Origin of the sequence: Burkholderia alba, from assembly GCF_034721475.1 — a bacterium.
Lineage (GTDB): Bacteria > Pseudomonadota > Gammaproteobacteria > Burkholderiales > Burkholderiaceae > Burkholderia > Burkholderia alba.
Genome location: NZ_JAWJWL010000009.1, coordinates 48,324 through 68,077, shown reverse-complemented (window position 1 = coordinate 68,077; position 19,754 = coordinate 48,324). Strand labels below are relative to the sequence as shown.

20 protein-coding genes and 1 pseudogene are annotated in these 19,754 nt (G+C 67.7%); 7 read left to right on the top strand and 14 right to left on the bottom strand.

The window, feature by feature from the left end:
• Positions 1–33 precede the first annotated feature (33 nt).
• Complete coding sequence (locus RZR99_RS12330) at positions 34–1,953, bottom strand: sigma-54-dependent Fis family transcriptional regulator (protein WP_323120045.1); 1,920 nt, start codon at positions 1,951–1,953, stop codon at positions 34–36.
• 265 nt (positions 1,954–2,218) lie between these two features.
• Here RZR99_RS12330 and RZR99_RS12325 point away from each other — a divergent pair, with 265 nt between their 5' ends.
• Together RZR99_RS12325 and RZR99_RS12320 are read left to right on the top strand one after the other, a co-directional pair.
• On the top strand, positions 2,219–2,410 hold the full coding sequence (locus tag RZR99_RS12325) for a DUF2964 domain-containing protein (protein ID WP_323120044.1): 192 nt from the start codon (positions 2,219–2,221) through the stop codon (positions 2,408–2,410).
• 257 nt (positions 2,411–2,667) lie between these two features.
• Positions 2,668–2,955, top strand: a complete 288-nt coding sequence (locus RZR99_RS12320) for a DUF1488 family protein (protein ID WP_323120043.1) — start codon at positions 2,668–2,670, stop codon at positions 2,953–2,955.
• Positions 2,956–3,037: 82 nt separating this feature from the next.
• Here RZR99_RS12320 and RZR99_RS12315 read toward each other — a convergent pair whose 3' ends face one another.
• The gene (locus RZR99_RS12315) at positions 3,038–4,273 is read right to left on the bottom strand and encodes an NADH:flavin oxidoreductase/NADH oxidase family protein (protein ID WP_323120042.1); all 1,236 of its coding nucleotides are present in this window, start codon (positions 4,271–4,273) and stop codon (positions 3,038–3,040) included.
• 69 nt (positions 4,274–4,342) lie between these two features.
• On the opposite strand from RZR99_RS12315, the gene RZR99_RS12310 reads away from it, so the two are divergent.
• Positions 4,343–4,807, top strand: coding sequence for a MerR family transcriptional regulator (locus RZR99_RS12310; RefSeq protein ID WP_323120041.1), 465 nt, complete (start codon positions 4,343–4,345; stop codon positions 4,805–4,807).
• Between the two features lie 95 nt (positions 4,808–4,902).
• Here RZR99_RS12310 and RZR99_RS12305 read toward each other — a convergent pair whose 3' ends face one another.
• On the bottom strand, positions 4,903–6,204 hold the full coding sequence (locus RZR99_RS12305) for an NCS2 family permease (RefSeq protein ID WP_323120040.1): 1,302 nt from the start codon (positions 6,202–6,204) through the stop codon (positions 4,903–4,905).
• A gap of 397 nt (positions 6,205–6,601) precedes the next feature.
• Between RZR99_RS12305 and RZR99_RS12300 the strand changes: the two genes are divergently transcribed.
• The gene (locus RZR99_RS12300; protein WP_323120039.1) at positions 6,602–7,324 is read left to right on the top strand and encodes a M15 family metallopeptidase; all 723 of its coding nucleotides are present in this window, start codon (positions 6,602–6,604) and stop codon (positions 7,322–7,324) included.
• A 20-nt stretch (positions 7,325–7,344) separates the two neighbouring features.
• Positions 7,345–7,779 carry an NlpC/P60 family protein gene (locus RZR99_RS12295; RefSeq protein ID WP_323120038.1) on the top strand — a complete coding sequence of 145 codons (435 nt, stop codon included), beginning with the start codon at positions 7,345–7,347 and terminating at the stop codon, positions 7,777–7,779.
• Between the two features lie 16 nt (positions 7,780–7,795).
• On the opposite strand, the gene RZR99_RS12290 is transcribed toward RZR99_RS12295, so the two are convergent.
• Positions 7,796–8,455: a hypothetical protein gene (locus RZR99_RS12290; RefSeq protein ID WP_323120037.1), complete on the bottom strand. Its 660-nt coding sequence runs from the start codon at positions 8,453–8,455 to the stop codon at positions 7,796–7,798.
• Between the two features lie 900 nt (positions 8,456–9,355).
• Here RZR99_RS12290 and RZR99_RS12285 point away from each other — a divergent pair.
• Positions 9,356–9,640 (top strand): hypothetical protein, encoded by a 285-nt coding sequence (locus tag RZR99_RS12285; RefSeq protein ID WP_323120036.1) that lies wholly within the window; start codon positions 9,356–9,358, stop codon positions 9,638–9,640.
• 105 nt (positions 9,641–9,745) lie between these two features.
• On the opposite strand, the gene RZR99_RS12280 is transcribed toward RZR99_RS12285, so the two are convergent.
• Positions 9,746–9,970, bottom strand: a complete 225-nt coding sequence (locus RZR99_RS12280; RefSeq protein WP_323120035.1) for a hypothetical protein — start codon at positions 9,968–9,970, stop codon at positions 9,746–9,748.
• Between the two features lie 182 nt (positions 9,971–10,152).
• Between RZR99_RS12280 and RZR99_RS12275 the strand changes: the two genes are divergently transcribed.
• Entirely contained in the window at positions 10,153–10,560 is a 408-nt protein-coding gene (locus RZR99_RS12275) for a His/Gly/Thr/Pro-type tRNA ligase C-terminal domain-containing protein (RefSeq protein ID WP_323120191.1), read from the top strand.
• Positions 10,561–10,901: 341 nt separating this feature from the next.
• Here the strand turns inward: RZR99_RS12275 and RZR99_RS12270 are convergent, their stop codons facing one another.
• The 9 genes and pseudogenes from RZR99_RS12270 to RZR99_RS12230 form a co-directional block, all read right to left on the bottom strand.
• Positions 10,902–11,273, bottom strand: a complete 372-nt coding sequence (locus RZR99_RS12270; RefSeq protein ID WP_323120034.1) for a DUF2917 domain-containing protein — start codon at positions 11,271–11,273, stop codon at positions 10,902–10,904.
• A 265-nt stretch (positions 11,274–11,538) separates the two neighbouring features.
• Entirely contained in the window at positions 11,539–12,189 is a 651-nt protein-coding gene (locus tag RZR99_RS12265; RefSeq protein ID WP_323120033.1) for an ankyrin repeat domain-containing protein, read from the bottom strand.
• An 80-nt stretch (positions 12,190–12,269) separates the two neighbouring features.
• On the bottom strand, positions 12,270–13,805 hold the full coding sequence (locus tag RZR99_RS12260) for a catalase (protein ID WP_323120032.1): 1,536 nt from the start codon (positions 13,803–13,805) through the stop codon (positions 12,270–12,272).
• Between the two features lie 370 nt (positions 13,806–14,175).
• Complete coding sequence (locus RZR99_RS12255; RefSeq protein WP_323120031.1) at positions 14,176–15,084, bottom strand: metal-dependent hydrolase; 909 nt, start codon at positions 15,082–15,084, stop codon at positions 14,176–14,178.
• A gap of 30 nt (positions 15,085–15,114) precedes the next feature.
• On the bottom strand, positions 15,115–16,902 hold the full coding sequence (locus RZR99_RS12250) for an SDR family oxidoreductase (RefSeq protein ID WP_323120030.1): 1,788 nt from the start codon (positions 16,900–16,902) through the stop codon (positions 15,115–15,117).
• Positions 16,903–16,953: 51 nt separating this feature from the next.
• The gene (locus RZR99_RS12245; RefSeq protein WP_323120029.1) at positions 16,954–17,841 is read right to left on the bottom strand and encodes a M24 family metallopeptidase; all 888 of its coding nucleotides are present in this window, start codon (positions 17,839–17,841) and stop codon (positions 16,954–16,956) included.
• A gap of 258 nt (positions 17,842–18,099) precedes the next feature.
• Positions 18,100–18,240 (bottom strand): annotated as a pseudogene (locus tag RZR99_RS12240) (slipin family protein); the annotation flags it as partial.
• 90 nt (positions 18,241–18,330) lie between these two features.
• The gene (locus RZR99_RS12235) at positions 18,331–19,446 is read right to left on the bottom strand and encodes a tyrosine-type recombinase/integrase (RefSeq protein ID WP_323120028.1); all 1,116 of its coding nucleotides are present in this window, start codon (positions 19,444–19,446) and stop codon (positions 18,331–18,333) included.
• A 1-nt stretch (position 19,447) separates the two neighbouring features.
• Positions 19,448–19,669, bottom strand: coding sequence for a DUF4224 domain-containing protein (locus tag RZR99_RS12230; protein WP_323120027.1), 222 nt, complete (start codon positions 19,667–19,669; stop codon positions 19,448–19,450).
• Positions 19,670–19,754 lie beyond the last annotated feature (85 nt).

Below are 19,754 nucleotides of genomic sequence, written 5' to 3'. Positions count from 1 at the left end.
TCGAAGCATACCCGAAGCCGTCGCCCGGCCCGTTCAGCGCGGCGGGCGCCGCCGCAGATGCCGATAGACGGTGTTGCGCGACAGCCCCAGTTCGCGCGCGACCGCCGACACGTTGCCCGCGTGCCGCGTCAGCGCGCGGTCCAGCAGCGCGGCCTGGTGCTCCTGCAGCGTCGTGGCGGCGGCACTCGGCGGGTCGGCGTCGATGCGGTCGGCCGGTGCGGCGGCCTGCGGACAATCGAGCCAGAAATCGTCCGGCAGATGCGCGATGCCGATCTGCGCTTCGTCGTCGGCGAGCATGCCCGCCGTGCGCAGCACGTTGGTCAACTGGCGCAGGTTGCCGGGCCAGCGGCAGCGCGCGAACGCGGCGCGCACCTCGTCGGAGATCCGCTGCGGCAACGCTTCGCTGCGCGCGAGCCGCGCCAGCACGCGCCGGACCAGCGCATCCAGATCGGTGCGCTCGGCGAGCGCCGGCAGCGTGACGGCGAGACCGTTGATCCGATAGAACAGATCTTCGCGGAACGTGCCCGTCGCGATCATCGCGCGCAGGTCGCGATGCGTCGCGCAAACGACCCGGACGTCCACCGGCGTCGCGCGCGCGCCGCCTAGCGGCACGACGGCGCGTTCCTGCAGCACCCGCATCAGGCGGACCTGCTGCGCGAGCGGCATGTCGCCGATTTCGTCGAGGAACAGCGTGCCGCCGTCCGCCTGGACGATCTTGCCGGGGCTGCCGCGCTTTCTCGCGCCGGTGAACGCGCCGTCCTCGTAGCCGAACAGTTCCGCCTCGATCAGCGAGTCCGGCAGCGCGGCGCAGTTCACCGCGACGAACGGCCCGTCGCGGCGCGGCGACGCATGGTGCAGCGCACGCGCCAGCCATTCCTTGCCCGTGCCGGTCTGGCCGAGCACGAGCACCGGCAGGTCGCGGCCGCGGATCTTGCCGACCCGTTCCAGCACGGCCGCCATCCGCGCGTCACCGGTGTCGAGCGTCGCGAACGTGATCGTGTCGGGATCGTCGGCGGGCGGCGCGGCATCGGCGTGCAGCGCCGTGGAGGGCGCATGCACCGGCACGGACATCCTTTGCGCGTCCGCGAACTCGCAGCGCGCGATCACGCGCACCCCGCTCGCGAGCGTCAGCGTGACGTTCGCGCCGGGCTGGCGCGCGGCCAGTTGCGCGAGCTTCGCGAACGGCAAGCCGAAGATCTCGTCGCAGCCGCGATGCTGCAACGCGTCAAGCGTCGCGCCGAGCTGGAACAGCGCGCTGCGGTTCGCGGCGACCAGCGTGCCGTTCGGCAGGAACGCGGCGAGGCCGGCGAACAGCGAATCGACGAACTCTTCGTGCGCATGAAAGCGTACCCGCAGCGCGTCGCTGCATTGGTTGGCGAACAGGTGGTTTTCGATCAGCTGCGCGGACATCCGCACCAGCGCGAGCGTGTGGGGACTGAAGCCGCGCGGGTCGCCGCTCACGTCGAGCGCGCCGAGCACGCGGCCGAACGGATCGACGATCGGCGCGCACGAGCAGGTCAGGATGTGATTCGCTTGCAGGAAATGTTCCGAGCCGTGCACGGCGATCGCCTGGCCCGCGGCTAGCGCGGTGCCGATCGCGTTGGTGCCGCGCGCGCCTTCCGCCCATGACACGCCCGGGCACAGCGCGACGCGCTTGGCTTTCTCGATGAACTCGGCGTCGCCGACGCTGTGCAGGATCACGCCGTCCTGGTCGGTCAGCAGCACGAGGCTGTCGGTGTCGGCGATCTGCGCATGCAGCGTGTCCATCACCGGGCGCGCATGGGTGTAGAGCGACGGACTGCCGTCGATCAGCTGGCGCAGCGCGCCGCGCGACAGCGGCGAGAAATCGGGCATCTCGGACATACGCAGGCCGACCGACACGGAGCGGGCGTGCGCCTGGGCAAGCAGATCGATGCGGCCCGCGGCGGCGGGCTGCACGGAAGATTGAGGCATGACTGTCTCCATGAGGCCTGCCGGCAGGGTGTGTTCCCCGCTCGGGCGGCGCGGCCGGCCGGATGCGGCGGCGTGGGCACACTCATCATACAAGCGCGGCGCGCCATGTGCGAACGCAAATAAAATCTCCTTGCTTTTAAGCGTCTGCCTGCAATCATGAAATTGAGGCGCGCGCGCGTCGCGCTTCGCCCGGGGCCGGCAGGGCACGCGACGGTTCCGCGCCACCACGCATGCGCCGCGACATGCATCCGTTCGGGAGATCATCATGGTTCGAACGGAACTCAGGGTTGTGCTGGCAGTGATCGCGACGTTCGTCGCGCTGGCCGGCATCGCCGTGGCCATCCACGGCATGCTGTTCGATCAGGGCACCGCGCTGCATTACGGCACGGCGGCGATCGCGATCGGCGTGACGACCTGCGTCGTCGCGCTGAACGTGTGGCCCAAGGACCAGACCTAGCGCCGGAATCCCGCCTTCCCGCCACGGCTGCCGGTCGCGCCCGATTCACCCGAGGAATGCGCGCGAAGCGGTTTTTTCGCGCGGAATTTTGAGTCGGCGCGGAAAGCGACTAAAGTGAATTCAACCGGTGCGCATCGTTCGTTCGAATACCCAGCGGGCGACGCATCCACCGGTCCACCCGTGCGCGCCTGGCCCGCTAAAGCCTTACCGGTGCGTGCGGCCTTTTGTATTTCATCTTTCGGCAAAAGGCGGCTCCCATGCAGATCATGTTCACGAACGAAGCGCCGGAGTATTCGGGGCGCGAACTCACGCTCGCGTTCACGGCGATGGTCGATGGCGAGCGGGTCCAATGCCAGATCACCGCGGAAGCGCTCGAGGATCATTTCGGCGCGGCGTCACCGCGTTTCGAAGACATGGTCGGCGCGTTCGATACGCATCGGCCCCGCATCGAAGCCGCCGCGCGCAGGCTGCTGTCCGAGACCCGCGCGCAGTGTTCGGTACTGAGAAGCGGCTACGTGCGTTTTTACGAGGCAAACTGGCGGTAGCTGGACCGCTGTCCAGAGCGAGCGCCGCCCGGGGGCGGCGCTCGCTTTTTATTGGGCGCCGCGCGACGCGCGCGGCGAAGCGTCAGGCCAGGCTCCGGTGCCATGCGCGATAGCGTCGCAGCAGCCTGCGCGTGCGCAACTGATCGAGCATCAGGCTGACGGCCGCCGAGTACCGGCGCGTGACGCGGCGCCCGGCGCCGAGCGAGCGCAGGCGCCGCTTGACGAGCGCCATCGAGGCCATCGAGGCCGCCGCCTTGTTGCGCCAGCCGACCGATCCGTCCGGCGCGCTTGCGTCGGCGCCGTCGCGCCAGCGCGCGGGCAGGTCGGGGATGGCCGCAAGCGCGGTCGCCATGCCGACCACCGCCACGCCGCCTGCCAGCACCTGTTCGGCCACCGCGCGCCGGCGGATGCCGCCCGTCGTCATCAGCGGCCGCGACGCGACCTTCGCCAGCGATTGCGCGAAGTCGAGGAAGTACGCTTCGCGCGCGAGCGTGCGGCCGTCGGCGGCCCGGCCCTGCATCGCGGGGCTTTCGTAGCTGCCGCCCGACAGCTCGACGAGATCCACCGGCAGGTCGTTCAGCCAGCGCACGATCTGCCGGGCATCGTCTTCCGAAAAACCGCCGCGCTGGAAATCCGCCGAGTTGAGTTTGATCGCCACGCAGAAGCCGGGCGACACGCGCGCGCGCACGGCGCGCACCACGTCGAGCAGCAGCCGCGCGCGGCGCTCCAGGCTGCCGCCCCATTCGTCGGTGCGCCGGTTGGCGAGCGGCGACAGGAATTGCGAAATCAGATAGCCGTGCGCCGCGTGAATCTGCACACCGGTGAAGCCGGCCTGCTCGGCGGCGGCCGCCGTGGCGGCGAAGCGTTCGATCGTCTCGGCGATGTCCGCGCCGGTCATCGCGCGCGGCGACGCGAAGAGCTTGCTGTGGCGGCCGAGATCGAGCGGCACCGCCGACGGCGCCCATGCATTGCCGCCCATCGCCGCCAGCACCTGCCGGCCCGGATGATTGATCTGCATCCACACGTGCGCGCCGTGCCGGCGCGCTTCGCTCGCCCACTGCCGGAACGGTTCGAGCGGCGTGTGCGCTTCGAGCACGATTCCGCCGGGGCCGGTCAGCGCGCGGCCGTCGATCATCACGTTGCCCGTGATGATCAGGCCCGCGCCGCCGTCCGCCCACGAGCGGTACAGGCGGCGGATCGTGGGGCCGGGCAGTTGCCCCGCGTCGGCGAGGTTTTCTTCCATGGCGGCCTTGGCGAGGCGGTTCGGCAGTACCGCGCCGTTGGGCAGCGTCAGCGGAGTGAAGAGCGTGGAGGTCATGGCGAGGTGTCGGTCGAAAGAGAAGATTCGTCTATACTAAGTTTCAAGTCAACTTGAAGGTCAAGCGCTATGAAGATCGGGGAACTGGCGGAAAAAACGGGCCTCAGCACGTCGGCGATCCGCTTCTACGAGCAAAGCGGCCTGCTGAGCGCGCCGCCGCGCGGCGCGAACGGTTACCGGCTCTATACCGACGAGGCGGTCGACCGGCTGAAGCTGATCCAGATGGCGCAGCGTCTCGGGTTTTCGCTCGATGCGCTGCGCATGGGGTTCGCGCGGCACGACGGATTGTCGAAGGCGGACATGCTCGCGACGTTCGACGTGCGGCTGGAGGAGGTCGAGCAGCTGATGAGGACACTGGCCCGGCAGCGCGACGATCTGCGCGCGTTGCGCGATACCTTGCGCGAAAGCTGGCAGGCCGGCGAGTGCCCGAAGATCGATGCGCTGCAAGAGCGCATCGCCGATGCGCCCGGGCAGACCCGCAAGCCGAAGCGCGGCGCAGCACCGGCGGCGGTCCGGACGGCGCGCACCGGCTGAGCGGCGCGGCATCGGGACGCCGGAAACGACAACGCCACCCCGCAGGGTGGCGTTGTCGTTTCCGGGCCCGCGAGCATCTCGGGCCGGCGCGGCGTTTATTCCGCGGCGAGGTAGAAGTAGCGGAACAGGAAGATCGCGGCGATGATCCAGACCACCGGCTTCACCTGCTTCGCCTGTCCCGTCAGCAGCTTGAGGCCGCCGTACGAGATGAAGCCGAACGCGACGCCGTTCGCGATCGAGTACGTGAACGGCATCAGCAGCGCGGTCAGCGCGGCGGGCACGGCTTCCGTCGCGTCGTCCCACGGCACGTCGACCATGTCGCGCAGCATCAGGCACGACACGTACAGCAGCGCGGGCGCGGTCGCGTAGCCGGGCACGACGCCCGCGAGCGGCGCGATGAACAGGCACGCGAGGAACAGCACGGCGACCGTGACCGCGGTCATGCCGGTCCGTCCGCCCGCCTGCACGCCCGATGCGCTTTCGATGTAGGCGGTGGTCGACGAGGTGCCGAGCACCGAGCCCGCGACGATCGCGGTGCTGTCGGCGAGCAGCGCCTTGTTCAGCCGGTTCATCTTGCCTTCGACCAGCAGGCCCGCGCGGTTCGCGACGCCCATCAGCGTGCCCGTCGCGTCGAACAGTTCGACCAGGAAGAACACCAGAATCACGTTGATGATGCCGGTCGACAGCGCCGCGCCGATATCGAGCTGGAACAGCGTGGGGTCGATCGACGGCGGCGCGGAGAAGATCCCGTGGAACTGGTTGTCGCCGAAGAAGAACGACAGCACCGTGACGCCGATGATGCCGATCAGGATCGCGCCGCGCACGCGCAGGTAGTCGAGCGTGACGATCGCGAAGAAGCCGACGATCGCGAGGATCGTGTCGTGCTTGTGCAGGTCGCCGAGCGTGACGAGCGTCGCGGGGCTGCCGGTGATCACGCCCGCCGTCTTCAGCGAGATGATCCCGAGGAACAGCCCGATGCCCGCCGTGATCGCGATGCGCAGCGAACGCGGGATGCCGTTGACGATCACTTCCCGCACCCGGAACAGCGTGACGATCAGGAACAGGCAGCCGGAGATGAACACCGCGCCGAGCGCGGCCTGCCAGGTGAAGCCCATGCCCTTCACGACGGTGTACGCGAAGTAGGCGTTGAGCCCCATGCCGGGCGCGCACGCGATCGGATAGTTCGCATACAGCCCCATGATCAGCGACGCGAGCGCGGCCACGATGCAGGTGGCGACGAACACGGATTCCTTCGGCATGCCGGCGTCGCCGAGGATCGCGGGGTTGACGAAGATGATGTAAGCCATGGTCAGGAACGTGGTGACGCCCGCGAGTATCTCGGTGCGGAAGTCGGTGCCGGCTTCAGCGAAGCCGAAATACCGTTTGATCGATTCCATGAAGGCGGTTCTCCGGTCGGATTGTCGTGTTGCTTGTTGTGGTGAATTGTTGTAGCGCCAGTGCCGGCGTACTGTAACCAGCCACTAATGGGTGGCTATCGGCGGATTGTAATAGCGGTCATAGACCGGACGATATAGTCGGGAAGCCGGCGGGCGCGCCGCGCCGCCCGATTCGCCGGGATCCGCCGCGCGGGCGCCGGGACCGGTTCCGCGACGACGCGCGCGCGGCGACAATTTTGTCCGGTCCCGACGCGGCTACAATGGCCGCTGCGCGCCGTCGGGCCGGCGGCGCGCCCAGGCTTCAGACGCAGTCGGCAGTGATGCAGTTGGTCGTTGGCAGGCGGATCTCGGCGGCCTCGGGCCGGCCGAGCCTCGACAACAAATTCCCTGAGAGAACATGCTTACGCTCGCTGATCCCAAAGTCAAAAACGTCGCGCTTCGCGAGTGCGGCGAACGGTTCGTCGATCTGACGGATTACGATAGCCGCATCGCGGTCGACCTGAGCCGCCGTTACCTGTCGAACCGAAGTCCCCATTTCCTGAAAGTGCGCGAGTCGATCGCGCGGCGGCTGGTCGCGGCCAGCGACGCGCTGCCGGGCGCGGTGCGGCTGTGCGTGCTGGAGGGCTATCGCCCGCTCGCCGCGCAGCGCGACTATTTCAACCGTCATCTGACCAAGCTGCGCGGCGCGCATCCCCGGCTGAGCGACGATGCGCTGTTCGTGCTGGCGAGCCATTACATCGCGCCGCCGGACGTCGCCGCGCATCCGACCGGCGCGGCGATCGACCTGCGTCTGATCGCGGCCGGCAGCGGCGAGCCGCTCGACCTGGGCTGCGTGCCCAACGCCACCGACATGGAGTCGTCGGGCGGGTGCTATACCCATTGCGCGTTCATCGAGCCGCAGGCCGCGCATCACCGCCGCCTGCTGGTCGCCGCGATGCGTTCGGCGGGATTCGTCAACTATCCGTCCGAGTGGTGGCACTGGTCGTACGGCGACCGCTACTGGGCCGCGTGCGAGCGGCAGCCGTTCGCGGTCTATGGCCCGGTGGACGAAGCGGCGCTGGAGCACGACGAGCCGCGGCCCGTCCGCGTGCCGGCGCTGCACGACGGAGCGGGGCGCTAAGCCCCGCGCTGACGGGCATCATGGCCGACGCCGCATGGATGCCGTTCGCGCTGGCCGAGCGCGGCGTCGCGCGCTTCGGCGCGGGCGCATCCAATCCGCGCATCGTCGAGTACAACGACGCGACCAGTCTGGCCGGCTACGACGACAAGATTTCGTGGTGCTCGTCGTTCGTCAACTGGTGTCTCGCGCGCGCGGGTATCGCGGGCACCGGATCGGCGCTCGCGCGCTCGTGGCTCGATTGGGGGCAGGGCCTGGCCGAACCGGTCTACGGCTGCATCGTGGTGCTGTCGCGCGACGAGCCGGCGAGCTGGAAGGGGCATGTCGGTTTCTACCTCCGGCATGACGCCGAGAGCCTCTACCTGTTCGGCGGCAATCAGCTCGGCGAGGTGCGGGAACTGGCCTATCCGCGCGAGCAACTGCTCGCGTATCGCTGGCCGGATTTCGGAGCGGACTGATCCGTCGAGGCGCGCGTCATCGGCCGCGCGCCTCGACTACGTTCACGATGCTGCCCCACGCCGATTCGCGCTGCCGCGTGCGCACGGTCGAGCCGACTGCGAGCCGCGACCAGTACGGCGAGCTCACGCAGTGCGGCGGCGCGAGCGCCGCGCCGTGGTCGAAGTCGACGTATGCCGCGCAGCCGTATTGTCGCAACGGCACCCACTTGGCGACGACGCTGCGGCTGCGGATCGTCTCGTCGCCGTAGTGCAGCGTATATGCCCATCCGAAGCCGTAGCCGGTCGCGACACCGCAGGTCGCGAACACCAGGCCGAGCAGGAGCAGGACGCGCCGCAACTGCCGCGCGCTTTCGAGCGCGTGCGCGCTGAAGCGCATCGTCAGGAGGCCCGCGGCGGTCCACAGCAGGCCCGCCGCCACGATCAGCGGATACAGCGGCTGCGCGGGCGTGAAACCCTGGCCGTAAGCGTGCAGCCCGAGCATCAGCACGGCGGCCCACGCGAGGCCGAACAGCGGGCGGCCGATATGGCGTTCAGGTGGGGCGAACAGGCCGGCCGGCAGCGCGAACGCGCGGCGCCGCACGCGCCATCCCCAGAGCACGCCCGCGGCGGCGAGACAGGCCGCCGATACGGCGAGCATCGGCCCGTTGCCCTTGAACGCCCAGTAACCCGTCAGCATCGCGAGCCCGGCGGTCGTGACGGGCCACGCACTGAATCCGCCACCCGTTCCGCGCGGCGGCGGAAGGCTCGATCGCCTCGTAATATTTTCGAAAGAATGTGGATGACTCAATCGATCGCCTCGTTATTCTTGTTGCGATGTACGCAGCCAGTATAGGAAATGTGTCACGGTGCGACAGATCATCTGCGGGGTGACGGATGGACCGGATCGCCTGGAAGCGGTTCGCTTCGGCGCGTGCCGGACAGGGCGAGGCGACGCGCGCAGGGGCGGCCGCGCGACTGTTGCGAAGAGCGCGACACGGGTAAAGAAAGCCATGCACGGCCGGGGGACCCGTCGTACAGTGTGGATTGGCGTTCGGGGGCAGCGTGGTCGCGAACGGCGCGGCATTTCGCATGACTGATTGCGTGGCGGCGGCTGCGGGCGCGTCGCGGCACGAAGCGATTCGCGCGACGGCGCGGCACACGCGGTTCGTGCCATGCATGCGCGGCGCATATCGTGCGTTTGCAGCGGGTCGGCGCGCGCGAGGTGCACGTCGAGGAACATGCCGCATCGGACCCATGCAAGGGCCGCCGGATTCGTTTGCCGCGTCGCGTTGCGTCGAGCCGGCCGCTTGCCTCGCGCGATCGGGTGCGGCACGGCCTGGTTTGTTCGGCTTCGGACTCGCCTGGGAGGTTTGAGGAAGTGTGCTAACTGTGTAAAACAATGCAAGACGTCATCGCGTTAACCCACTTCTCTTCCTAGGATGTAGTAGTGGTCGCGCCAGACGTCGGCCGATGTCTCGCGGACGGACCGCGAGGCGTGCAGGCGCAGCAGCCGACGTGTTCCGCGATTGTCGTAGCGCGCTGGGGCGGTAGTGGCCGGATGCCCCATGCGATTTCATCCGTTGATACGGAGGTAAGCATGTTGAACTGGATCAGTCGTTGGGCTTTGCGGCACGCCCCCACCCCGGAGAAGACCGCCGCGTCGATGCTGGTGACCGCGCGCATGGAGTTGTTCACCGCCGAGCAGCGCGTGATCGACGCCAAGCTGCAGGCCGATTACTGGCGCACGCGCGTATCGTTTCTCGAAGAAGTGCAGAAGCAAGGCATCGAGCCCTGGGTGACGGCGCAGGTGCAAAAGACCGAGTTCGAGCCCGCCTCGGCGGCGCGCGGTACCGGAGGCCCGCGTCTCGCGGCCAGCACGTGAAGCTCGGTGCAATGAGCGGTACCTTTGTTCACCCGCGTGCGGCACAGGAGCGCCGCGGCAGGTTCATCATCGATCGTCGTCCGCAGGGCACCCGCCTCGCGGGCTTCATGGTGTTTCATCGCGATACACGCACTGTTGCCGGACACGGCCACGGCGCGCGATCGTCCGCATCGGCCTGAATTCGCGCGCAGCGCCTTCGCAAAGGCAGCGCTCGGTCTGAGCCGGACGGATGATCGCGGCGGCGGTTGCCCCGGGACCGGTACGCCCGCCTCGCGGCGCATGGGTGTGCAACGGATGCCCGGCGGGCAGGAGCGACAGGCGCAGCAGCATTTCTTCATCGAATCAGCCGGGGGATTATTCGCCATCCGCAAGCGGGTGGCCACGCATTCCGCGCCGGGGGTTCACCTCATCGAGCAGGGATCAAGGCGTCGGTACACGGCACGCCGGCGTTGCGCGCGCACGGGTTCGGCGCAACCTGCGTGGCCGACGACGGCGGGCGAAGAACGCCCGTGATGATTCATCACGCGGTGCTCGGCAGTCTCGAACGGTTCATCGGTATCCTGCTCGAGCACTACGAGGGCGGGCTGCCCGCATGGCTCGCGCCGGACCAGATCGTCGTGGCGAACGTCGCGCCGGATGCGCAGCGGTTCGCCGGGCGCGCGGCGCACGCGTTCGAGGCGAGCGGCTGCCGGGTGGCGCGCGATTTTCGCGCGGAGCGCCTGCCGCGCAAGATCGTCGACGCGCGGGCGCTGGGTGCGCCGATCGTCGCGGTCGTGGGCCGCAAGGAGGCGGGCGCGGTCTCGCTGCGGTTGCGCAACGGCGAACAGCACACGCTGGCGATGGACGACGCGCTCGCGTATTTGCGGCAAGCGACGCGCGGCCCGTCGCGCGCGGTGCCGGCTGACGAAGCGTTGTGTTGAATCGGAGCCGGGCATGTCGGCCAGGCGAGGCGGCGATGCGACAGGCGCACGCATCGCCGCGGCCGGCTGCCGCGTGGAACGCGGCGCAATCGAATCGCATCGTATCGGCAAGGCGAGAGGCGCGGCGGTCCGCTTCCGTCGCGACGATGCGGGGGACGGCGGCCACCGGTGGCGGCCCCCGGCCCCCCCCCCCCCGCGGCCGGCTGCCGCGTGGAACGCGGCGCAATCGAATCGCATCGTACCGGCAAGGCGAGAGCCGCGGCGGTCCGCTTCCGGCGCGACGATGCGGGGCACGGCGGCCACGTGTGGCGGCCGCCGTCCCCCGCTTCATGGGCCGCACGCTATCCGGTACGCCGCGCGGCAAGATCCGCCGCGAAACCGCGCAGGCGCGAGAACCAGCCGAGGAGCGTATTGCGGCGGCGTGTGTAGGCGGTCGTGATCGACGCCTCGGCCGTCCCGGGGCCGTCGGTGCTGAGCCAGATGCGCTCGCCGCGCCGCAGGCGCACGACGTCGCCCGGCTGCATCCAGTAGTCGTCGACGCTGTTCGAGCGGGTCAGCCAGACGCGCGAGCCGCAGGTGCGGATCTCCGCGCGGCTGGGGGCGCGCCAGGTCAGCGTGGCGCCCGGCTCCACGGCGAAATGAATCTCGACACGGGGCAGTTGAATCGCATCGCGTGCGTCGCACCGCACGAACATCCGGCTTGCCTGGTCCATCGTCTTCTCCTTGAGTAGAGCCGGCGGATGGAGCGATTGCCCAATGAAAAAAGCCCCAACCGGTTCCGGCGGGGCCTTGTGACGTTCAATACTGCGAATGACTAACGCACACACCTCCCCGACGATGCAGCTCGTGCATTCATTGGGCGGTGAGTGATCGCGGCTGCGATGAGTGGGTGCGTATCCATGCCGACGAGTGTGTCGGTGCCGCATACGCTTGTCAACGGAAATCTTTCGGCCGGACGGTGCGCGTCGCGGCCGCGCATCACGGCCGCATCCGCAGGGTCTGGTCGGCATTCGGGGCGGCGCCGAGCCGCTCCAGCGCGGCGACGGCGTCGGGGTTGCCCTGCATCAGCGCGGTCTGCAGCGCGGTCCGGCCGAGCGCGTCGACGTGATCCGGATCGGCGCCGCGCGCGACCAGCGCCGGCAGCAGATCGAGGCGTCCGAACATCGCGGCGAACGAGAGCGCGGTTTCGCCCGCGTTGTTGGTCTGGTCGATCGGGCATCGGGTGGCCATCAGCCGTTTCGCGAGCGCGGTCTCGCCCTTGAAGATCGCGCCCATCAGCGCGGTGTTGCCGTGACGGTCGCCGATGCACGGATCGGCGCCTGCTCGCAGCAGATAGTCGAGCGCATCGGCGTGGTTGCGGTACGTGGCGAGAATCAGCGCGGTGTAGCCTTCGCGCGTGCCCGCGTCGATCGGATAGCGCGCGTCGACGAGCGCCTGCAGGATGTCGACGCGGCCCAGGCGCGCGGCGGCGAACCACGAGTCGTCGTATTGACGCGGATTCGGGTTCGGCTCGGCGCGAATCGCGGCGGCGGGCGGCAGCGCGGTGTGCGCGCAACCCGCCGTGACGAGCGCGGCGGCCAGCAGAGCCGCGCGGAACGCGCGCAGCGGAGCGGTTCGAAAGGGGTTCATCGCGGTCGGGAGACGGGCAGGTTCCGTCGATGCAGGGAAAAGACGGGATGCCGCGCCGCGGCATCCCCCGCGTACGGCGATCAGTGCTCGATGAGCTGATCCGCGAGCGCCTTCACGCGCGACGGATCGGCGCGCGTCGCCTTCGCGAGGCGCGTGCCGTAATCCGCGTCGGCCTTGTAGAAGTACGACAGCATCGTGTACTTGTTGGCATCGTTGGTCACGCGGCCGAGATCCGCGGACAGTGCCGTCACGAGATCCCGCCGGTCCTGCGCGGACAGCGATCGGTAGTACTCGCCCGCTTGCCGGAAGTTCAGCGTCTTGTGGATCGCGGCCTGCTGCGTGGTGCCGCTCAACGGCGTTTGCACGTACTTGTAGCGCGGATTCTGCGCGAGTTCGTTCAGCGTCGACGGTTCGTAGTTCACCTCGCCCTGGCGGGCGCCCGCATTCATCGCGCCGTCCTGGTTGTTGCTGACGACCGGCACGCGCGCGCGGTTGATCGGCAACTGGCTGAAGTTCGCGCCGAGCCGGTACATCTGCGTGTCCGCATACGAGAACATCCGCCCCTGCAGCATCCGGTCCTCCGACGGTTCGATGCCCGGCACCATCCTCGACGGCGCGAACGCCGATTCCTCGGTGGTCTCGAAGTAATTGTCCGGTACGCGGTCGAGCGTGAGCGTCCCGATCTTGCGCTCGGGGATGCCGGTCCAGATCTTCGTGTCGTCGAGCGGATCGTAGTCGAACTTGTCCAGATCCTCGGGTGCGAGCACCTGAATGTACAGGTCCCATTTCGGCAGGTTGCCGGCCTTCAGCGCGCCGTACAGATCGTTCGTCATCAGGTTCCAGTCCGCGCCGATCGAGCCGGGGATGTCTTGCGGGCGAATGCCCTGGATACCCTGCAGGCTCTTCCAGTGCAGCTTCACGTAGTGCACCTGGCCGGCCGCGTTGACGAACTTGAACGCGTGCACGCCGAAGCCGTCCATGTGCCGGTACGAGTTGGGCATCCCTTCGTTGGTGTACAGGTGCGTGAGCATGTTCGTCGCTTCGGGCGTGTGCGCGAAGAAGTCGAATGCGAGATTCGGATCCTGCACGCCGGTGACGGCGCTCGGCTTGTTCGCGTGCACGAAGTCGGGGAACTTGATCGCGTCGCGGATGAAGAAGATCGGCCAGTTGATGCCGACCAGATCCCAGTTGCCCTGCTCGGTGTAGAACTTGACCGCGAAACCGCGCGGATCGCGTGCCTGTTCCGGCGAGCCGCGATAGCCCATCACGGTGGAGAAGCGCACGAACACCGGCGTTTTGGTGCCGGGGGTGAAGACCTTCGCGACGGTGAGATCGGAGATGTCGGCGCTCGGTACGAATTCGCCGAACGCGCCGGTGCCGCGCGCATGCACGACGCGCTCGGGGATGCGCTCGCGATCGAAGCGCTGCAGCTTCTCGATCAGGTGCGAGTCCTGCAGCAGGACCGGCCCGGCGGGGCCGGCCGTCTGAGAATTCTGGTTGTCGCCGACGGGCGAGCCGTTGTCGCGCGTGAGGTCGGCTCCGTAGGATGATGCGGCGACGGCGGCGCAGGCTGCGGCAACCAGACCCTGAAGCAATCGATTCGCGGCTTTGGACATGGGGCGGGGACTCCTTGATGACGATCGGGGTGGGGACCGTCTGCATTACAAGAGATCGTCAGACGATATGCCAATTGAAAATCGATATGACGGCGATAGGCGGGGGGAGAGGGCGGGCGTGTCCGGGGATGTCCGCTGTTTCGCGTATCCGCGCGACGAACGGCGGTGCGATTCGCCAGCACATCTTCCATCGACCGTTAATGCAGGAATGCGAACGATTAGGCGAGGATGCTCGAAGCGAGCGGAGAGCGCGGCGGGCTTGCCGGATGTTGCGTCGCGGAATTGACGCGAATCGCGGAAACGGCGGTGCGGGGCGATGCGCGGGACGGGGCCGTCGGCAAGTCTCTCGCCGCCGCCGGCCCAACGACGATCACGGCGTCGTTTTCGGCGCGCCCCAGTTTCCGCCGTGCGCGGCCGCCTGCGCGGCGGGCGAACGGGCGAGATAGGCGAGCGCCTGCTCGGTCGAGCCTTCGTTGTGGGGCGTGTAGCCCGGCAGAAAGTAGCGCAGCGCCGCCGCGAGCATCTTCCAGAACGACGGCAGATGCCCGCGCCGCGAGCCGCGCCACCACGCCAGAATGAAGCCGGGATAGCGGCCGGCTTCCGGATCGCGTTGGTACATGAACCGGGCGCCCGTCGCGACGAAGTAGAGCAGCAGCAGGATCACGAAGAACATGTGCAGCGAGCGCTCGGCATAATTGCCGCCCATGTGCCGGTAGATGTCGAACGCCACCGTGCGATGCTCGACTTCTTCCGCGCCGTGCCAGCGCAGCAGGTCGACCATCGTCGGATCGGCGTGCGCGTCGTCGAGTGCGCGCGCGTTCAGCACCCAGTTGCCGAGATAGCCGAAGAAGTGTTCGAGCGAAGCGATCACCGCGAGCTGCTGGCGCAGCCAGTAACGGGTCTGTCCGATCTTGAGGCCGAGCGGCTGTTCGCCGAGCACCTTGCCGAACAGCCAGTTCAGCCGCTTCGTGAAGGGCTGGGTGTCGATGCCGTGCTTCTCGTAGTAGTGCTTGAGCACGCCGCCGTGCGAGCGGGAGTGCACGGCTTCCTGGCGCAGGAAGCCTTCCGCGTCGGCGCGCAGCGCCGGGTCGCCGATGAGCGGCAGCGCCTTGTTGTAGACCCGGCAGAACCACAGCTCCCCTTCGGGAAACAGCAGGTTCAGCGTGTTGATGACGTGCGTGCTTTCCGGATCGCCGGGGATCCACTGGATCGGCGTCGCGCTGAAGTCGAACTTGACGTGGCGTGCCTTGATCAGGTGAGGGGCGTCGGGTGCGGTCATGGGTGTCTCCGTGGATGTCCTGGCCGCCGCTCAATGCGATGCCATGTTGATGCGCGCGATCAGCCGTCCGAGCCACGGCGCGAAGCGGCCGACGAAGCGCATCGCATGCGCTTCCGCACCGACCGACACGAGCGGCCGGTTGCGCAGCACGGCGTCCGTCATCGCCTTCGCGACGGTCTCGGGTTTCAGCCCGCGCATCTGGTAGAGCTTCGTCGCGCGCTGGCGCAGCCGCGCCTCGTCCTGGGCGCTCGCGCCCGCGTATTGCGTCGCGGCCATGATGCCGGTCTCGGCGAAGCCGGGGCACACCGCGGTGACGCCGATGCCGTGGTCGGCCAGTTCCGCGCGCATGCACTCGCTCAGCATCAGCACGGCCGCCTTGGTCGTCGCATAGGCGGGCAGGTCGCGCGCCGGGCCGAACGCCGCGGCCGACGCGGTGTTGACGATATGCCCGCCGGTGCCGCGCGCGGCCATCTGCTTCGCGAACAGCCGGGAACCGTGGATCACGCCCCACACGTTGACGTGCAGGATCCGCTCCCAGTGCGCGGCGGTAGTGTCCAGGATGCCGCCCGCCATGCCGATGCCGGCGTTGTTGATCACGATGTCCGCGCCGCCGAGTTCGGTGCCGACCCAGTCGACGAGGCTTTCCATCGCCTCCGGGGCGCCGACGTCGACGCCCCGCGCGTAGGCGTCGACGCCCAGCAGGCGCACGAGCAGCGCGGTGCGTTCGGCGCTGGCCGGGTCGATGTCGACGGCGACCACCGCCGCCCCCTGCTTCGCGAATTCGACGGCGGCGCTGCGGCCGATGCCGCTGCCCGCGCCGGTGATCACCGCGAGCTTGCCGCTGAACGGGCCGGTGCCGGCGCGCCGGCGTGCGCGCGCAAGCGCGGGCGGCTCGACGCCGGTATCGACCGCGTCGATCAGTTCGTGCGCGAGCGCGGCGAAGCGATCGGGATCCGCGATCGGCAGCCAGTGCCGCGCGGCGACCGTGCGGCGGTAATAGCGCGGCACCCAGCGCGACAGGTCTTCCGACAGCGCCGGGCTCACGTACTTGTCGCGCAGCGGCACGATCACCTGCACCGGCGCCTGCGCGTAACGTTCGCGCGGCGCGAACAGGCAGCGGATGAAATTCGCGCGGTAAAGCCGCACGCCGCGCGCGCCGTCGTCGGCCTGGGTCGGGCGCGGCGTCAGCGCGGTCCGTTCGATGCTGCGCAGCAGGCGCGGCCACGCGCGGCCGAGCCACAGGCGCCAGCTCAGCTCGGGCAGCAGCGGCAGGTGGAAGAAGTACACGTACCACGAGCGCAGCAGCTGGCCGCCGAGCCGGCCGAACGACGCCGGCGACGGATGCGTCAGCTGGTGGCGCAGCCAGTAGCCGACATGATCGAGGCAGGGCCCCGCGCACGACGTGTAGGACGCGATGCGCCCGGCGAGCCGCGGCTCGGTGACGCATTCCCAGGCCTGGATCGACCCCCAGTCGTGCGCGATCACGTGCACGGCGCGCTCGGGACTGAAGGTATCGATGACGGCGCTGAAATCGTCGACGAGCCGCGCCAGCCGGTAGTCCGACGTGCGCGGCGGGGCGCTGGACAGACCGGCGCCCCGCACGTCGTACGCGATCACGTAGTGATGCTTCGCCAGCAGCGGCGCGACGGCGTGCCAGACGCTGCTGTTGTCCGGGTAGCCGTGCACCAGCACGACGGCCGGATGCGCGGGGTCGCCCCAGGTCTTGACGGCGAGCGTGACGTCGCCGGACGTCACGGCGGTTTCGGTATGGACCGATTCGAACAGCGCGAGCGGCGCTTCGTCGGAGAGGGGCTGCATCGTCGTGGATCGGCTCGAAGAAAAGGGATGGCGAAGGCGTGGGTCGCGGCGTCAAGCGACCTGTTCGTGCGCGTCGTGCGCGGCTGCCTGGCGTTGATTCCAGCGCCGCACGTGCGGCAGGTCGTCGTCGAGCCAGTACGCGTCGTCGTCGGTGATGACGAGCAGCTCCTCGAACTTCGCGCCGACGCCCGCGAACCCGAGGTGCGGCTCGACCGCCCACAAGCCGGGCGTCGGCGCGTGCGCGGAGCGCGCGTCGATCGACCAGAGCGGCGACCAGCCCTGCTGCTTGCCCGCGCGCACCTGATCGAGCATCAGGTTGCGGGTCGAGTTGAGACCGAAGCGCGCGACGAAGCGCGGCTTCGCGGCGCCATGCAGTTTCGCCACGCGGTGCGCGAGCACCTTGAACGGATAGGCCTTGTGACGCGGCGCCACCCCCTGGCGCTTGCAGAGCGCGTCCACCTCCCGCGCGACGTCGGCCAGCGTGCGGCGTTCCCTGACGAGCCGCACGATCAGCTCCCGGTGCGCGATCAGGTCGTCCTGCAACTGGTCGAGAATCGGGTTGTGGCCGACGCAGAGCGCGTAGCCCACGTCCGCCACCACCCCGTCGACGACCGGCGCGACGTCGAGAATCACCGGCATGTCGGGCTCGAGACGGCGCGCGCTCGGGAAGAATGCGAGATTGAAGCCGCCCATGTGCCGCAGGCCGTCGAAACCGTCGAACGCGGTACGGTCGCCGAACCACGCGAACGGCTTGTGCAGCCAGTCGCGCACGCCGTGGTCCTGCGCCCATTCGATCATCAGGCGCGCCGCGTCCTTTTCGGTGATGCCGGGATACAGCATCCCGCCTACGGTTTCCACGCAGCGGTACGCAAGCTGCTGGACGGCGCGGAATTGCGCCAGCTCTTCGAGGTGGACTTCGGGTAGCGGGTGCTCGGCCATGGGGCGTCGTCTCCTGGTCGCGGCCGGTCCGGATGGGGCGGGCTCGTCCGGCCCGTCACAACCAGTCAGCTTTAACTGTTACATTGATTGATGTAAATATCTTATACGAGTCAGCGCGACACGCCAGTCTTTCGTGATGAGTGTTTCTCCTAATCCGGAATTGGGGCGGCAACATGGGCGCGGCGATGGCCGGCGGCGAGCGTCGGCGCGTCGGCGCGAACGGCGTGCCGGGCGGGGGATGCCCGGCTGCGGCCCGCGTCACCCCTGCGGCGGCCGGCCGAAGCGCTCCAGCACCGCGCTGACCAGATCGATCGGCAGCGGAAACACGATCGTCGAATTCTTGTCCGCCGCGATCGTCGTGAGGGTCTGCAGATAGCGCAGCTGCATCGCCTGCGGCTGCTCTATATTTTCACGATCCTCGAAAGCCTTAACTGGTAAGGTTTTCGAGGGTTTTCGCAGCGTCAACCTGTCTAACTTGAGAGCGAGTGTCTAACTTGCGCGTCGAATCGGGACGGGCGAAACACGTTCGACTTCACGAGCCTTGGTGTAGTGCGCAGTCATTTCGGCGGTTGTATGACCGGCCAACGCTTGCGCAGCGTCCGCCCCGTCGATGCGCCGCTTATCAGTTAATGCTTTGGCCCGCAAGTCGTGGAAATGCATGCCCGCGAGAAAGGCTGGATCTGGCGCGACGGGTGGCGTGGCTCTGGCGCAATCTTGCTCATACCACTTCCTGGCGCGCGCAACCGTCCGCTTCCATGCTGTTTGCGCCCCAAAATAACTATAGCGGCCGCCCGTTCTAGTGCAGATTACCGGTCCGATGGCCTTCACTTTTCCAGACTTCGCTGCATCCAGCGTTGCCTTCAACTCAGGGTTCATCTCAATCAGAAGTTTGATGCCGCTACTGTTCACTGTCTTGCTGGGGCGAAAATAGATTCCATCCTCGGAAACATCCTGCCAATTCAATGCCAAAAGATCGCCAAAGCGCTGGGCCGTCTGATATGCGAGGTCCAACAAGCAAACTAGTGCGGCACCGGACGCTGCGGGGCGCCTGTGCCCGTCATACATTGCAGCAATTCGGACTGCATTAAATTCGTCATCGGTGATGTAGCGGTCTCGCTTCTGCTCCTTCGCGCCAGAAAGTTCTCGCGCCGGATTGCGGTCTCGAAGCCCCTTGCGAATCGCGTGCGAAAAAATCAGGGAGAATAGCGCTTTGTATTTGTTCGATGTGTTCGGCTTTGACGAAAAATGTTTGTCCAAAAAACGAGCGACATCGGCAGGGCGCACATCCTCGATCATCCATTGCGGGCCAAACTCGGATTTGATAAAGGCTGCCATACGAATATACTGGCCCCGCGTCTTCGACGTGTAACCATTCAGGCGACTGCTTACCCAGTCATCCACAAGCGCTGGCATAGTGTCGGCAGATAAGCCACTCTTATCACCGTCTTTGGTAAATTGAGCGAGCACTTCATATAGCCGCGCAATTCCGTCGTTGATTCGGCAAAGTTTGTGCCACTTTCTATCTTTATCGACGAACCACCATGAACCGTGCTTTTCATATACACGGGCGGGTAGGTAGGATGGGGTCTTGCGTCGACCGATCATGTCAGGCCACCTTCATGTCTGATGTAAGTCGCGGGCGCTCCCGGTGCAATTTGCGCTCCGCACTCGGGCGGCCAGTCAGATGATGTCGCCAGACTCGCACACTGCCATCGGGGCGGCGATCTGCTGGGATGCCCGCGCTCTGCAACGCTTGCAGTTGTCTATATGGCTGCCGGTATCCGGTGGCCTCGACAATTTCCCGCTCGGTCAAGGTCAAGGACTCCATTTTACCTCTCCTCGTTTGTTGCCGATGAGGCGCGCTGCTTTTTCGTCGGCATTGTAATCGAGCCACGTAGCTCGAATCGAATTTG